At 70.5% G+C, this 14,576-nt stretch carries 14 protein-coding genes; 11 read left to right on the forward strand and 3 right to left on the reverse strand.

Going from position 1 to position 14,576, the window contains the following annotated elements; all coding sequences use genetic code 11:
- Window positions 1-3: 3 nt before the first annotated feature.
- Window positions 4-201, reverse strand: coding sequence for a hypothetical protein (locus tag ACLQ2O_RS04595; RefSeq protein ID WP_425827491.1), 198 nt, complete (start codon window positions 199-201; stop codon window positions 4-6).
- Window positions 198-1,091 (reverse strand): GNAT family N-acetyltransferase, encoded by an 894-nt coding sequence (locus ACLQ2O_RS04600; protein ID WP_425827493.1) that lies wholly within the window; start codon window positions 1,089-1,091, stop codon window positions 198-200. Before ACLQ2O_RS04600 ends, ACLQ2O_RS04595 begins: the two co-directional genes overlap by 4 nt.
- Before the next feature lie 125 nt (window positions 1,092-1,216).
- On the opposite strand from ACLQ2O_RS04600, the gene hutH reads away from it, so the two are divergent.
- The 9 genes from hutH to hutI all read left to right on the forward strand — a co-directional run bounded on the left by hutH (window position 1,217) and on the right by hutI (window position 11,562).
- Window positions 1,217-2,743 carry a histidine ammonia-lyase gene (gene hutH / locus ACLQ2O_RS04605; RefSeq protein ID WP_425829063.1) on the forward strand — a complete coding sequence of 509 codons (1,527 nt, stop codon included), beginning with the start codon at window positions 1,217-1,219 and terminating at the stop codon, window positions 2,741-2,743.
- Between the two features lie 24 nt (window positions 2,744-2,767).
- The gene (gene hutU / locus ACLQ2O_RS04610) at window positions 2,768-4,423 is read left to right on the forward strand and encodes a urocanate hydratase (protein WP_425827495.1); all 1,656 of its coding nucleotides are present in this window, start codon (window positions 2,768-2,770) and stop codon (window positions 4,421-4,423) included.
- A 172-nt stretch (window positions 4,424-4,595) separates the two neighbouring features.
- On the forward strand, window positions 4,596-5,594 hold the full coding sequence (locus ACLQ2O_RS04615) for an ABC transporter ATP-binding protein (RefSeq protein WP_425827497.1): 999 nt from the start codon (window positions 4,596-4,598) through the stop codon (window positions 5,592-5,594).
- Entirely contained in the window at window positions 5,591-6,241 is a 651-nt protein-coding gene (locus ACLQ2O_RS04620; RefSeq protein ID WP_425827499.1) for an ABC transporter permease, read from the forward strand. Before ACLQ2O_RS04615 ends, ACLQ2O_RS04620 begins: the two co-directional genes overlap by 4 nt.
- 3 nt (window positions 6,242-6,244) lie before the next feature.
- Entirely contained in the window at window positions 6,245-6,958 is a 714-nt protein-coding gene (locus ACLQ2O_RS04625; RefSeq protein ID WP_425827501.1) for an ABC transporter permease, read from the forward strand.
- A gap of 23 nt (window positions 6,959-6,981) precedes the next feature.
- Entirely contained in the window at window positions 6,982-7,914 is a 933-nt protein-coding gene (locus tag ACLQ2O_RS04630) for an ABC transporter substrate-binding protein (RefSeq protein WP_425827503.1), read from the forward strand.
- A complete protein-coding gene (locus ACLQ2O_RS04635; RefSeq protein WP_425827505.1) occupies window positions 7,911-9,098 on the forward strand; it encodes an allantoate amidohydrolase in 1,188 nt (395 codons plus the stop codon). Before ACLQ2O_RS04630 ends, ACLQ2O_RS04635 begins: the two co-directional genes overlap by 4 nt.
- Entirely contained in the window at window positions 9,095-10,402 is a 1,308-nt protein-coding gene (locus ACLQ2O_RS04640; RefSeq protein ID WP_425827507.1) for a formimidoylglutamate deiminase, read from the forward strand. Before ACLQ2O_RS04635 ends, ACLQ2O_RS04640 begins: the two co-directional genes overlap by 4 nt.
- Window positions 10,399-11,562 (forward strand): imidazolonepropionase, encoded by a 1,164-nt coding sequence (gene hutI / locus ACLQ2O_RS04645; RefSeq protein ID WP_425827509.1) that lies wholly within the window; start codon window positions 10,399-10,401, stop codon window positions 11,560-11,562. The genes ACLQ2O_RS04640 and hutI overlap by 4 nt, the downstream gene beginning before the upstream one ends.
- Window positions 11,563-11,568: 6 nt before the next feature.
- Here the strand turns inward: hutI and ACLQ2O_RS04650 are convergent, their stop codons facing one another.
- Complete coding sequence (locus ACLQ2O_RS04650; RefSeq protein WP_425827511.1) at window positions 11,569-12,969, reverse strand: MFS transporter; 1,401 nt, start codon at window positions 12,967-12,969, stop codon at window positions 11,569-11,571.
- Between the two features lie 56 nt (window positions 12,970-13,025).
- On the opposite strand from ACLQ2O_RS04650, the gene soxR reads away from it, so the two are divergent.
- Both soxR and ACLQ2O_RS04660 read left to right on the forward strand, forming a co-directional pair.
- Window positions 13,026-13,475, forward strand: coding sequence for a redox-sensitive transcriptional activator SoxR (soxR, locus tag ACLQ2O_RS04655; protein ID WP_425827513.1), 450 nt, complete (start codon window positions 13,026-13,028; stop codon window positions 13,473-13,475).
- Between the two features lie 45 nt (window positions 13,476-13,520).
- Window positions 13,521-14,543, forward strand: a complete 1,023-nt coding sequence (locus tag ACLQ2O_RS04660; protein WP_425827515.1) for a sialidase family protein — start codon at window positions 13,521-13,523, stop codon at window positions 14,541-14,543.
- The last annotated feature ends 33 nt before the right edge of the window (window positions 14,544-14,576 follow it).

Genomic DNA, 14,576 nt, shown 5'->3' on the forward strand with positions numbered 1-14,576 from the left:
GTCTCAGATTTTGGACGATTGACTGCTCCGGGCGCGGCCGCGCCGGATCTTCAGCCGGGCCAGCTCGCCGATCAGCGCGAACGCGAACAGCCCGCCGGCCAGCCGCCAGTCGAAGACCCGGTCCGCGCCGGACAGCAGGAACCCGACCGCCGCCGCCAGCACGGCGAACGTCGTCAGGGACATCACGAGCTTCTTGTTCACAGCGGCTTCTCCGCCGTCCAGGAGGAGCCGGCGAGCCGGTACCCGAGCCAGTCGTTGACCGCGAGCATCGGCGCGTTCGCCGCGTCGTTGCCGGTCGAGGCCGTGGTCAGCCCGGCCAGGTGGGCGCGCCGCAACGCGTGCGACTTCACCACCTTCGCGAGCCCGCGTCCCCGGTACGCCGGGACGGTTCCGGTCAGAGCGGACCAGATCACCCCACGCTCCGGATCGGCCGTCGTCGCCACGAACGACGCCACCTGGTCGCCGTCGACCACCGCCACGCTCAGGTCCCGCCGCAGGTCCGGGTGGTTCCAGCTCATCACCAGCCAGTCGTCGTACGACTCGACGGACGACAGCCCGCTCGGATCCCCACCGACGACCGCCGCGGTCGCGTCGTAGACCTGCCGTGGGTCCAGTTCGTCGTGCGTCACCACCCGCAGTCCCTCCGGCGGGTCGACCGGATCAGGCGCATCGGCCAGTCGGGCGCTCGAGTGACTCAGCGGCCGGTTGACGACGTACCCACGCTGCTGCGCGAAGTGCGGGGAGTGCCCGTCGTCCTCGACCACGGCGAGCAGGGACACCCCGCCGACCTCGGCCGCGACCCGCTCCAACTCCGTGACCAGCGCCTGGCCGACGCCCTTGCCGCGGTGGTCCCGCGCGACCTGCGCGCCCACCCGGACGCGGGGCGCGGGATCGGCAGGATCCGGCAGGTAGAGGTTGCCGTAGCCAACGGCCGTTCCGTCGTCGAGCGCGAGCAGCACGACGCGCGAGGTGCTCGACCTCAGCTCGGCGTCGGCCCCGCGGGCTGTCTTCACCAAATGGGGGAGCGAGGCCGCGAGCACCGCCGCGATCCCCGCCCCGTCGCCCGGGACCGCCCGGCGTACATCGACCATGGGCAGAGCCTATTCGGCGACAGGGTCGCACGAAGTGTCTTGTATCTGAGACAGCAACCGGGGTGGCGGTCCTGTCGGTCCGGCCGCAGGCGCGGTGCAATGAGCGGGTGGAGACAGCCGAAGTAATGGTGGGCACCGGGCCGTTGGCCGCCGGTGACGTGGTGGCCGTGGCCCGGTACGGCGCGCAGGTGCGGATCGACGACCACGCGCTGGAGGAGATCGCCAAGTCGCGGACCGCGATCGAGGCGCTGGCGCACGCGGACATCCCGCACTACGGGGTGTCGACCGGGTTCGGAGCGCTGGCGACGCGGCACATCGCGCCGGAGCTGCGGGCCCAGTTGCAGCGCAGTCTGATCCGATCGCACGCGGCGGGTTCCGGTCCGGAGGTCGAGACCGAGGTCGTGCGCGCACTCGTCCTGCTGCGGTTGTCGACGCTGGCCACCGGACGCACCGGCGTGAAGGTCGAGACCGCGCAGGCGTACGCCAACCTGCTGAACGCCGGGCTGAGCCCGGTTGTGCACGAGTACGGCAGCCTCGGCTGCTCGGGCGACCTCGCGCCGCTTTCCCATGTCGCGCTCGCGGTGATGGGCGAGGGCAAGGTCCGCGACCGCGACGGCACCCTGCGCGACGCCGGCGAGGCGCTGACGGCGAACGGCCTGCAGCCCGTCGTCCTGGCCGAGAAGGAAGGCCTCGCGCTGATCAACGGGACCGACGGCATGCTCGGCATGCTGGTGCTCGCGATCGCCGACCTGGACCGCTTGCTGAAGACCGCCGACATCGCCGCCGCGATGAGCGTCGAGGGGCAGCTCGGGACCGACCGCGTCTTCGCCGCCGACCTGCAGGCGCTCCGCCCGCATCCGGGGCAGGGCGCTGCCGCCGCCAACTTGCGCGCCGTACTGGCCGACAGTGCGATCGTCGCCAGCCATCGCGGCCCGGACTGCAACCGGGTCCAGGACGCGTACTCGCTGCGCTGCTCGCCGCAGGTGCACGGCGCCGCGCGGGACACGATCAGCCACGCGGCCACGGTCGCCGGCCGCGAACTCGCCGCCGCGATCGACAACCCGGTCGTGCTGCCCGACGGCCGGGTCGAGTCGAACGGCAACTTCCACGGCGCCCCCGTCGGCTACGTTCTGGACTTCCTGGCGATCGCGGTCGCCGACGTCGCGAGCATCAGCGAACGCCGTACCGACCGCTTCCTGGACGTCGCCCGCAACCACGGGCTGAACGCGTTCCTCGCCGACGACCCGGGCGTCGACAGCGGCCACATGATCGCGCAGTACACGCAGGCCGCGATCGTGTCCGAGCTCAAGCGCCTCGCGGTCCCGGCCAGCGTCGACTCGATCCCGAGCAGCGCGATGCAGGAGGACCACGTGTCGATGGGCTGGTCCGCGGCCCGCAAGCTGCGGCGCTCGGTGGACGGCCTGGAACGCGTGCTGGCCGTCGAGATCCTCACCGCCGCCCGCGCCCTGGACATGCGGGCGCCGTTGGAACCCGCTCCCGCCACGGCCGCCGTACGGCGTGAGCTGCGCACCCACGTCGAGGGACCGGGCACCGACCGGCACCTCGCCCCCGAGATCGAGCACTCCGTCCGGCTCGTTGCCGACGGCACCTACCTGTCCGCTGTCGAGGCCGTCACCGGCCCGCTCGCCTGATCAACTGGAAAGGCTGGATCACCCATGTCCGGACCCCGTCCCGTACGCGCCGCTCGCGGCACCACCCTGACCGCGCAGGGCTGGCAGCAGGAGGCCGCGCTGCGGATGCTGCAGAACAACCTCGACCCCGAGGTCGCCGAGCACCCCGACGAGCTCGTCGTGTACGGCGGCTCGGGCAAGGCCGCGCGGGACTGGAACTCCTTCGACGCGATGGTCCGCACGCTGACCACGCTGAAGGACGACGAGACGATGCTGGTCCAGTCCGGCCGCCCGGTCGGCGTGATGCGCACCCACGAGTGGGCGCCGCGGGTGCTGATCGCGAACTCCAACCTGGTCGGCGACTGGGCCAACTGGGAGGAGTTCCGCAAGCTGGAGGCGCTCGGGCTGACCATGTACGGCCAGATGACGGCCGGGTCGTGGATCTACATCGGCACCCAGGGCATCCTGCAGGGCACGTACGAGACGTTCGCCGCGGTCGCCGCGAAGAAGTTCGGCGGCACCCTGGCCGGGACGGTCACGCTGACCGCCGGCCTCGGCGGGATGGGCGGCGCGCAGCCGCTCGCGGTGACGATGAACGACGGGGTCGCGATCTGTATCGACGTCGACGACTCGCGGATCCACCGCCGGATCGAGCACCGGTACCTCGACGTACGGGCTGACTCCGTCGACCACGCGCTGCAGCTGGCCGAGGAGGCCAAGAAGGCGCGCAAGCCGTTGTCGATCGGTGTCCTCGGCAACGCCGCGGTGATCGTGCCGGCGCTGCTGGAGGCCGGAGCGCCGATCGACATCGTCACCGACCAGACCTCGGCGCACGACCCGCTGATGTACCTGCCGGTCGGCGTCGACTTCGAGGACTGGGCGGCCGAGCGGCAGAAGGACCCGGCCGGGTTCACCGAGCGCGCGCAGGCCTCGATGGCCCGGCACGTGGCGGCGATGGTCGGGTTCCAGGACGCCGGGGCCGAGGTGTTCGACTACGGCAACTCGATCCGGGACGAGGCGCGCAAGGCAGGCTTCAACCGGGCGTTCGACTTCCCGGGCTTCGTTCCGGCGTACATCCGGCCGTTGTTCTGCGAGGGCAAGGGCCCGTTCCGGTGGGCCGCGCTGTCGGGCAACCCGCGCGACATCGCCCGGACCGACCAGGCGATACTCGAGCTGTTCCCGGACAACGAGCACCTGACCCGGTGGATCAAGATGGCGCAGGAGCGGGTCGCGTTCCAGGGCCTGCCGGCCCGGATCTGCTGGCTCGGGCAGGGCGAGCGGGACAAGGCCGGCCTGCGGTTCAACGAGATGGTTGCCTCCGGCGAGCTCGAGGCGCCGATCGTGATCGGCCGTGACCACCTGGACACCGGCAGCGTCGCGTCGCCGTACCGGGAGACCGAAGGCATGCTGGACGGCTCGGACGCGATCGCGGACTGGCCGTTGCTGAACGCGCTGGTGAACACCGCCAGCGGCGCCTCCTGGGTGTCGATCCACCACGGCGGCGGCGTCGGGATGGGCCGGTCGATCCACGCCGGCCAGGTGTCGGTTGCCGACGGCACCGAGCTGGCCCGGCAGAAGCTCGAGCGGGTGCTCACCAACGACCCGGCGATGGGCGTGATTCGGCACGTGGACGCGGGGTACGAGAAGGCAGCCGAAGTGGCTTCCGAGCGTGGGGTGCGGATTCCGATGCAGGAGTCCTGAGCTCGGGCGCGGCTACGGGGAACGGGGTAAGGCAGTACACAGTGCGACCATGGCAATCCACAGCGCTAGGGTGCACTTTTCCGAGGAATGAGAAAGGTGCCGATCGCGTGGCACCTGGCCCTCGTTCCCCTAGGATCGTTCGGGCGATCGCCGACCAGCGCGAAGGGGCGCCATGATCGAGTTCGAAGACGTCACCAAGCAGTACCCGGACGGCACGGTGGCCGTCGACAGTCTGTCGTTGCGGATCCCGAGCAACGAGATCACCGTCTTCGTGGGCCCTTCGGGCTGCGGGAAGACGACCTCGCTGCGGATGATCAACCGGACCATCGAGCGCACCAGCGGCCGGATCTCGATCGACGGCGAGGACATCAACGCCGGCGACCCGGTCACCTTGCGGCGCGGGATCGGGTACGTGATCCAGCACGCCGGGCTGTTCCCGCACAAGACGGTCGTCGACAACGTCGCGACCGTGCCGAAGCTGCTCGGCTGGGACAAGCGCAAGACCCGGGCGACCGCGATGGAGCTGCTGGAACGCGTCGGGCTCGACCCGAAGCTCGCCGAGCGGTACCCGGCGCAGCTGTCCGGCGGGCAGCAGCAGCGCGTCGGCGTCGCCCGCGCGCTCGCGGCCGACCCGAAGATCATGCTGATGGACGAGCCGTTCAGCGCCGTCGACCCGATCGTGCGCCACCAGCTGCAGGAGGAGCTGCTCCGCCTGCAACGCGACATCGGCAAGACGATCGTCTTCGTCACCCACGACATCGACGAGGCGATCAAGCTCGGCGACAACGTCGCCGTCCTGCGGGTCGGTGGCATGCTCGCGCAGTTCGCGCCGCCGGCGGAGCTGCTGGCCAAGCCGGCCGACGACTTCGTCGAGAGCTTCATCGGGCAGGACCGCGGTTACCGGGCGCTGACGTTCGTGACCGCCGAGGACCTGCCGCTCGGCCCGGTCCCGGACGAGCTGACCGTCGGCGAGGACGGCAAGCCGGCCGGGTGGCGGAAGAACGGCGACACGTTGCCGGTGGGGGCGGTGTTCCAGCGCGGAGACTCGCTGCGGGCCGCGATGGACGCCGTCCTGACGTCGCCGATCGGCCAGGGTGTCTGCGTCGACGAGGCAGGCAAGCCGGTCGGCGTGATCGACTACACCGGCCTCACGGGGGTGCTCCGCCCGTGACCTGGGTCGGTGACAACAGCGCCCTGATCTGGGAGCAGCTGCGGGAGCACCTCTTCCTGTCGTTGCTTCCGATGCTGCTCGGGCTGCTGATCGCGGTCCCGCTCGGGTACGTCGCGACGCGGTACAGCTGGCTGGCCAACCCGCTGGTCGCGCTCGGCGGCGTGCTCTACTCGCTGCCCTCGATCGCGCTGTTCATCGTGCTGCCGGCCATCATCGGCACCAAGGTGCTGTCGGCCGCGAACATCATCATCGCGCTGACCATCTACGCGGTCTCGCTGCTGATCCGTAACGTGATCGACGGGTTGCGCTCGGTGCCCGAGGACGTGCTGCAGGCGGCAGTGTCGGTGGGCTATGGAACCCTGCGAAGGGTGGTGACCATCGACCTGCCGATCGCCGTACCGGTGATCTTCGCCGGCCTGCGCGTCGTCACGGTCGCGAACATCTCGATGGTCAGCGTCGGCGCGATCATCGGCATCGGCGGTCTGGGTGAGCTGTTCACCCAGGGCTTCCAGCAGGACTTCCTGACCCCGATCGTCGTCGGCGTCGTGCTGTCGCTCGCGCTGGCCCTGATCGCCGACGTCCTGCTGGTCGGGTTGCAGCGGCTGCTGACGCCGTGGGCCCGGGTCAACACCCCGAAGGAGGCCTGAGCCATGATCCAGGGATTCCTCGACTTCATCAGCGACTCGGCGAACTGGTCCGGCGCCGAAGGCATCGGCAACCGGATCCTGCAGCACCTCGGCTACACGTTCCTCTCGCTGCTGATCTCAGGCCTGATCGCGCTGCCGATCGGCCTGCTGATCGGGCACACCCGGCGCGGCGCGTTCGTCGCGATCAACACCGGCAACGCGGCCCGCGCGCTGCCGACGCTCGGCCTGCTGACGCTGATCGTGCTGCTGATCGGGATCGGCCGGGTGCCCGTCATCGTGGCGCTCGTCGTGCTCGGCATCCCGCCGATCATGGCCTCGACGTACGCCGGAGTCTCCGGCGTCGACCGGTCCACGATCGACGCCGCCCGCGGGATGGGCATGACCGGCCGGGAGATCCTCACCAAGGTGGAGATCCCGATCGCGCTGCCGCTGATCATCTCCGGCCTGCGCAGCGCGACCCTGCAGATCGTCTCCACCGCGACCGTGGCGGCCTACGTCGCGCTCGGCGGACTGGGGCGGTACGTGATCGACGGCCTGAGCCTGCGGGACTTCCCGCAGATGCTGACCGGCGCGGTGCTGGTCGCCGTACTGGCGATCCTGCTCGACCTGCTGTTCGCTTTTGTCGGCCGGTACGCCGTTTCGGCCGGCCTGACCGGTCGGTTGCGCCGCAGGACCGACACCAAGACTTCCACTGCTCCGGCACCGGCCGGGGTGTAGTAGACGGACCCCTGGAGGATCCCGTGTTCAGAAGAACCTTCATCCGCAGCGCCATCGCCGCGACGGCAGTGCTCGCGCTCGCAGCCTGCGGGGGCGGGGAGGACCCGCTGGGTGGCGGCAACGACGCCGGCGGCGGCTCGGCGCCCGACAAGGTCGACTCGCTCACCGTCGGGTCCGCCAACTTCGCCGAGAGCCAGGTGCTGGCCGAGATCTACGCCCAGGCGCTGGAGGCCAAGGGCATCAAGGTCAACCGCAAGCTGAACATCGGCGCCCGTGAGCTCTACATGGCCGCCATCCAGGACAAGTCGGTCGACCTGCTGCCGGAGTACACCGGGGCCACCCTGGTCTACTTCAAGAAGGACGCCACCGAGAACGAGGCCGAGGCCGTCTACAAGGCCATCCCGGGTGTCCTGCCGGCGGGGCTCGAGGTGCTCGACAAGTCCGCCGCGACCGACGAGGACGCGATCGTCGTCACGCCGGAGACCGCGCAGAAGTACTCGCTGAAGTCGATCGCCGACCTGAAGGCGGTCGGCAAGGACATGGTCGCGGGCGGTGGTCCCGAGTTCAAGACGCGGACCGCCGGTCTGGCCGGCATGAAGGACAAGTACGGCGTCGAGTTCAAGGAGTTCAAGACGCTGGACGCCGGTGGACCGCTGAGCCTGAAGGCGCTGAAGGACGGCACCATCCAGGTGACCCAGTTCTTCACCACCCAGTCGGCGATCAAGGACAACAACCTGGTCGTGCTCGAGGACCCCGAGCACATCCACCTGCCGAACAACATCGTTCCGCTGATCCGCACCGACCACAAGAGCCCTGACGTGGCGTCGACGCTGAACGGCGTCCAGGCGAAGCTGACCACGGACGACCTGACCGACCTGGTCAAGCGCGCCGAGGGTGGCAGCGAGTCCGCCGCCGCCGTCGCGAAGGACTGGCTGTCGAAGAACCCGCTGTCTTGACCTTCGAACAGCTCTGGACGGACCTGTCCGCCATCGGCCGTGACCCCCGCACCGGGGGTTACCGCCGAGGCGGCTGGACCGACACCGAACGAGCAGCAACTTCCTGGTTCGTCGATCAGTGCGAGAGCCGGGGCCTGACGCTGGAATCCGACGGCATAGGCAACCTCGTCGCCTGGTGGGGTCCTTCCACCGGCAAAGGTGTAGTGACCGGCAGCCATCTGGACTCCGTCCTCGACGGTGGTGCCTTCGACGGACCTCTGGGTGTGGTCTCGGCGCTTGCTGCTGTTGATCAGCTACAGGCTGAGGGCTTCCAACCGTCTGTTCCTGTTGGCGTCGGTGCGTTTGTGGAAGAAGAAGGCTCTCGGTTCGGGATGCCCTGTCTTGGCTCTCGGGTGGCTGCCGGCGTGCTGGCCCCCTCCAAGGCATTGGCTCTTCAGGACCGTACGGGTGTAACGCTTGCTGCCGCACTGGAAGCCGCGGGCACCGACCCCTCCGGCGTTGGGCCTTCGCCCTTGCTCGATCGCATGGGCACCTTCGTCGAGCTCCACGTCGAGCAGGGCCGCGCACTCACCGCACCCGTCGGCGTGGCCAGCTCGATCTGGCCGCACGGGCGCTTCCGCTTCACCTTCGGCGGCGAGGCGAACCACGCCGGCACCACGCTGATGGAAGACCGGCACGACCCGATGCTGACCTACGCGATGACCGCGCTGGCGGCCAACAAGCAGGCTCGTCTGGCCGGCGCCCGCGCGACCTTCGGGCGCCTGTCCGTCGAGCCGAACGGCACGAACGCCGTACCGTCCCAGGTGACCGCCTGGCTCGACGCGCGCGCGGCCTCCACGGAGATCCTGGACAAGTTGCTGGCGGCAATCACCAAGCAGGCCACCGAACGCGCCGAACGCGACGGCACCACCGTCGAGGTGACCGCCGAGTCGGTCTCGCCCGTGGTCGACTTCCCGGCCGGGCTGCGCGACCGGTTGGCCGGCGTACTGGACGGTGCGCCGATCCTGCCGACCGGGGCCGGGCACGACGCCGGTGTGTTCTCCGACGCGGGGATCCCGACCGCGATGCTGTTCGTCCGTAACCCGACCGGCATCTCGCACTCGCCGGCCGAGCACGCGGAGATGGACGACTGCCTGGCGGGAGTCGACGCCCTGGCGACGGTGCTGAAGGACCTGGCCAGGTGACGGCGTACTGGTGCGAACGGGCGGTTCTCCCTGGTGGCGTCGAGGATTCTGTTCTGGTCACCGTGGCCGACGGACGGATCACAGCGGTCTCCGTCGGCGCCGAGCAGGGCACCGCGATCCGCCTCAACGGTCTCGTCGTCCCCGGTCTCGCGAACTGTCACAGCCACGCTTTCCACCGCGCCCTGCGCGGCCGCACGCAGACCGGGCGCGGCACGTTCTGGACCTGGCGCGAGCAGATGTACGCCGTCGCCTCGAAGCTCACGCCCGACACCTACTACCGCCTCGCCCGCGCCGTGTACGGCGAGATGCTGCTGACCGGGATCACCGCGGTCGGCGAGTTCCACTACCTCCACCACGCCCCGGGCGGCAGCCGGTACGACGACCCGAACGCGATGGGCGAGGCGCTGATCGCGGCCGCCCGCGACGCCGGGCTGCGGATCGCGCTGCTCGACACCTGTTACGTTGCCGGCGGCATCGACCAGCCGTTGAACGAGGTCCAGCAGCGCTTCAGTGACGGCGACGTGATCGGTTGGGCCTCGCGGGTGCAGGAACTGCGGGGTTCCGACGACGTGGTGATCGGCGCGGCCGCGCACTCGGTCCGCGGTGTCCCGGCCGACCAGCTCGGCGCGGTCGCCTCGTTGTTGCCTGCGGCCCCTTTGCATGTCCACCTCTCGGAGCAGGTGGCCGAGAACGAGGCCTGCCTGGCGGCGTACGGGCGGACCCCGACGCAGGTGCTCGACGAGGCCGGCTTCCTGAGTGCGCGGACGAGTGCCGTTCACGCGACGCACCTGACGCCGGTCGACATCGACCGGCTCGGCAGCTCCGCGACGTACTCGTGCTTCTGCCCGACGACCGAGCGCGACCTGGCTGACGGGATCGGCCCGTCGGTCGCTCTGCGCGCGGCGGGCTCGTCGGTGACGCTGGGGTCGGACAGCCACGCTGTGGTTGATCTTTTCGAGGAGATGCGCGCGGTCGAGCTGGACGAGCGGCTCGCGTCGCGGGAGCGTGGCCACTGGTCGGCGGTGGAGCTGCTGACCGCGGCGACGGTCGACGGGCACCGGTCGCTCGGATTCCGTGACGCCGGGGTGATCGAGGTCGGTGCGCGCGCGGATCTGGTCGCTGTGAAGACGGACAGTGTGCGAACGGCAGGGACCGGAGCGTCGGTGGAGACCGTGGTCTTCGCGGCGTCCGGGGCCGATGTCACCGACGTGGTGGCCGGTGGCACGCATCAAGTTGCTGAGGGCAATCATTTGAAGCTGGACGTCGGCGCCGAGCTGGCGGCCGCGATCGCGGAGGTGACATGAGCTCGCTGCTGCTGACCGGGATCAGCTCGCTGGTGACGAACGACCCGTCCCACGGGCCGTTGCTGGGTGAGCTGCACGACGCCGCCCTGGTGATCGAGGGCAGCACGGTCGCCTGGGTCGGGCAGCGGACGTCGGCCCCGGCCGCGGACGCCTCCCTGGATCTCGGCGACCGGGCGGTCGTGCCCGGGTTCGTGGATTCCCACGCGCACCTGGTGTTCGCGGGGGACCGGGCCGAGGAGTTCGCGGCCCGGATGACCGGTACGCCGTACAGCGCGGGCGGTATCCGTACGACGGTCGCCGCAACCCGCGAAGCCGCCGACGAGCAGCTCGCCGCGAACGTGGCCCGGCTGGTCGCGGAGATGCGGCGCCAGGGCACGACGACCGTCGAGATCAAGTCCGGGTACGGGCTGACCGTGGCCGACGAGGCGCGGTCGCTCGCGGTGGCGGCCGAGTTCACCGACGAGACGACGTACCTGGGGGCGCACGTCGTACCGGCTGAGTTCGCCGACGACCCGGCTGGGTATGTCGACCTCGTCACGGGGCCGATGCTCGACGCGGCGGCCAAGCACGCCAAGTGGGTGGACGTCTTCGTCGAACGTGGCGCCTTCGACGCCGACCAGGCCCGCGCCATCCTGCGCGCCGGGCAGGCTCGCGGGCTCTCGGCGCGGGTGCACGCCAACCAGCTCGGCGAGGGCCCTGGTGTCCAGGTCGCCTGCGAGGTAGGCGCTGCCGCGGCCGACCACTGCACCTTCGTGAGCGATGCCGACGTCGATGCGCTGGCCTCCGCCGGTGTGGTCGCCGGGTTGCTGCCGGCCATCGAGTTCTCCACCCGCTCGCCGTACCCGGACGCTCGCCGGCTGCTCGACGCCGGCGTGACGGTCGCGCTGGCGACCGACTGCAATCCTGGCTCGGGCTACTCGTCGTCCATGCCGTTCTGCATCGCGCTGGCCGTCCGGGAGATGCGGATGAGCCCGGCCGAGGCCGTCTGGTCCGCCACCGCCGGTGGCGCGGCTTCGCTTCGCCGTACGGACGTAGGTCACCTGTCCGTCGGCGCCCGCGCCGACCTGGCGGTTCTGGACGCTCCTTCCTACCTGCACCTCGCCTACCGCCCCGGCGTACCGCTGGTCACCCAGACCTTCGTCGGTGGTCGCCCGGTCTGACCGGGCTCAGTCCACCGCGGCGGACCGCGGGTCGGAGCGGTGGGCGAACAGCCCGCCGACGGCCGCGACGGCGGCGAAGCCGAACAGCAGGTACTGCGCGGAGTGGAGCATCGAGGGGGCGCCGAGGTTCACCAGCACGCCGCCGATCGCCGAGCCGAAGGACAGGGCCATCAGCTCGACGGTGTTGATGCCGGCCGCGGCCTTGCTCGCCTCCTCCTCGTCCGGGGTGCTGCCCATGACCGCTACGACGATGTGCGGGAACGCGATCCCGATCCCGGCACCGGCGAAGACCAGGCCGGCGGCCCAGACGACGACGATCCCCGGGCCGGCGTTGTCCTGCTGGAAGAGCGCGGTGACGGCGAGGCCGGCCGCGAGGACGAGCGGGCCGCCGACACGCATCCGGCGCAGCGTCGCGGGCTTGGTGACGCCGGACGTGAACAGCATCGTCACCGACCAGCCGAGCGAGACCGCGGCGCCGAGAAAGCCCGCGATCAGCGGGGTGAGTCCGGCCAGACGCTGCCCGAACAACGGGGTGAAGGCTTCCGTGACCGTGCCCATGGCGAGCACCGCGACCGCGAGGTAGCTCCACTTCAGAGGGGAGCGTCTGGTGTAGGTGCTGACCGGCAGGACCCGGGCGGACGCACGCCGCTCCCACCGCACGAACGCGACGGCGAACAGTGTCCCGGCGAGGATCAGCCCGGTGATCTGCAACGGCTCGGTGAGGATCCCGGCCAGGCTGATCAGGGCAGTGGCGACGGTGAGCAGGGCGAGGGACACCAACGGGACAGGGTCGGTGGACTCCGACGGTTCGGCCCGTGGGAGCGCGCGGGGCGCGATCACGGCGATCAGCAGACCGAGCACGGCCAGCAGCACGAACGCCATCCGCCACACGCCGAGCTGGGCGAACAGGCCGCCGATGGCCGGCCCGGCCAGGGTCCCCACGCCCCACATCGCCGAGATCAGCGCCGTCGCCTTGGCCCACAGCCGTTGCGGGTACGCGCTGCGAACGACGGCGTAGCCCAGCCCGGCGAGCAGTCCACCCCCGATGCCCTGGACGGCCCGGCCCACCAGCAGGACCGCCATCGTCGGGCTCACCGCGCACACGACGGTGCCCAGGACGAACGGCGCCAGGGCGGTCAGGTAGGCGACCAGCGGGCCGCGGCGGATCAGCAGCCTGCTCACGAACATCGACGAGACCACCGAGGCGATCATGAAGACGGTCGTGCTCCAGGCGTAGAGCCGTTCGCCACCGATCTCGTCGATGGCGGTGGGCAGCAGGCTGGTGGTCAGGAAGATGTTGATCGCGTGCAGGGCCACGCCGCCCGCCAGGACCACGGAGGTGCTCAGGCGCGCGGGGCCGAGCAGATCGACCCAGGTGGCGGGCTCGGACTCGTCGATGGTGGACATGGTGCCACGCTAAAATCTCAGGGGAACTTGAGGTCAAGCCGAACGCGGAGGTGCCTGTGGAGCCCGATGACCTGCTGCCTGTCGGTGAGGTCGCGCGTCGTACCGGGGTGGCCGTGTCGGCCCTGCACTACTACGAGGAGCTGGGGCTGATCGCCTCGCACCGCACGAGCGGGAACCAGCGCCGCTACCCGCGGCACATGCTCCGCCGGATCTCGTTGATCGTCGTGGCGAAACGTCTCGGCATCAGTCTGGGCGACGTCGGCACGGTGTTCACCTCGCTGCCGATGGACACGATCCCGACCGTGCGCGACTGGCGCCGGCTGTCGCGGCAGTGGCACGCGCAGCTGGAGGCGAAGAAGACCGAGATCGACCGGTTGCAGCGCGAGCTCACCGGCTGCATCGGCTGCGGCTGCCTGTCGATGAAGGCCTGTTACCTGCTGAACCCGGACGACGCCCTGGCGCAGGAAGGGCCCGGCGCCGTACGGATCGCCAAGGACCGCGGGTAGGGCGCTGTACGGGCTGATGGCGCGACGGTGTGAAAGCGTGGCTCCATGAGTCGCGTCGTGGTTGCTCGGAGCATCGCCGGTCAGTTGCCGTACTTCCCCAGTGCCGTCAGGTTGGCCGACGGGCGGGTGCTGGTGGTGTGGCGGGAAGGGCTGGGGCATGTGCGGAGCGTGGGGCGGATCGTCGCGGCGGAGAGTTCGGATGGCGGGCGGTCGTGGTCGGAGCCTCGGGTGGTGGTGGACAGGCTGTACGACGACCGGGACCCGATGGTGGTGCAGCTCGCCAACGGGGACATCCTGCTGAGCTGGTTCCAGATCGACTGGTCGGTGCGGCCGTACGTGTGTCCGGGAGTGCTGGTGGCCCGGTCCGTCGACGGAGGTGCGTCCTGGGGCGAGCCGGTGCTGGTGGGGTCGGAGATGGTCGACCACGAGACCGCTGAGGTGTGGCACAGCTTCCGGGCGGGGCACATCGTGGCGCACGGGCAGATCCTGGAGCTGCCGGGCGGAGACCTGCTGGCTCCCGTCTACGGGGTGTTTCCGGGGGACCAGAACCACTCGGCGAGTGTTGTGCGGTCGACCGACGGCGGGCTCACCTGGCCGGCGGCGCAGGAGGTTGTGCTGGGGCGCCGGGCCGGGCGCGAGTACCAGGAGCCCGTACTGACGTTGCTGCCGGGCGGCCAGGTGGTGGCGCTGCTGCGGACCGACGAAGAGGCCGAGTTGGTGCGCAGCGACGACAACGGGCTGACCTGGTCGGAGCCGGAGCTGTGCGGCCTGCACGCCTCGTCGGCCGACACGCTGACGCTGTCGGACGGCGCCGTACTGCTGGCGTACGGGGATGTGTCGAAGCAGTTCAACCCCGGGCGGCCGACGGTGGCGACGATCATCGGTGAGCCGCTCGGGCCGTGGGACCAGGATGCGCTGCGGGTGGTGATCGACGCCGGCCACGACACGATGGACCAGGCCAACCCCGCGGTCGTCGAACTGCCCGGCGACGAGTTGCTGGTGATCAGCTACGACATCTTCACCCGCGAGATCGTCGGCGAGCTCCTGCCACGCACCACCCTGCAGTAGCGCGGCGCACACGGTCCGGGACCCGGTGGGGAC

The sequence above is a fragment of the Kribbella sp. DT2 genome (genome assembly GCF_049844575.1).
Classification (GTDB): domain Bacteria; phylum Actinomycetota; class Actinomycetes; order Propionibacteriales; family Kribbellaceae; genus Kribbella.

Excerpts from the sequence above, each read along its gene's own strand:
- ACLQ2O_RS04600 (WP_425827493.1), bottom strand. The coding sequence starts at position 1,091 with ATGGTCGATGTACGCCGGGCGGTCCCGGGCGACGGGGCGGGGATCGCG.
- hutH (WP_425829063.1), top strand. The coding sequence starts at position 1,217 with ATGGTGGGCACCGGGCCGTTGGCCGCCGGTGACGTGGTGGCCGTGGCC.
- hutU (WP_425827495.1), top strand. The coding sequence starts at position 2,768 with ATGTCCGGACCCCGTCCCGTACGCGCCGCTCGCGGCACCACCCTGACC.
- ACLQ2O_RS04615 (WP_425827497.1), top strand. The coding sequence starts at position 4,596 with ATGATCGAGTTCGAAGACGTCACCAAGCAGTACCCGGACGGCACGGTG.
- ACLQ2O_RS04625 (WP_425827501.1), top strand. The coding sequence starts at position 6,245 with ATGATCCAGGGATTCCTCGACTTCATCAGCGACTCGGCGAACTGGTCC.
- hutI (WP_425827509.1), top strand. The coding sequence starts at position 10,399 with ATGAGCTCGCTGCTGCTGACCGGGATCAGCTCGCTGGTGACGAACGAC.
- ACLQ2O_RS04650 (WP_425827511.1), bottom strand. The coding sequence starts at position 12,969 with ATGTCCACCATCGACGAGTCCGAGCCCGCCACCTGGGTCGATCTGCTC.
- ACLQ2O_RS04660 (WP_425827515.1), top strand. The coding sequence starts at position 13,521 with ATGAGTCGCGTCGTGGTTGCTCGGAGCATCGCCGGTCAGTTGCCGTAC.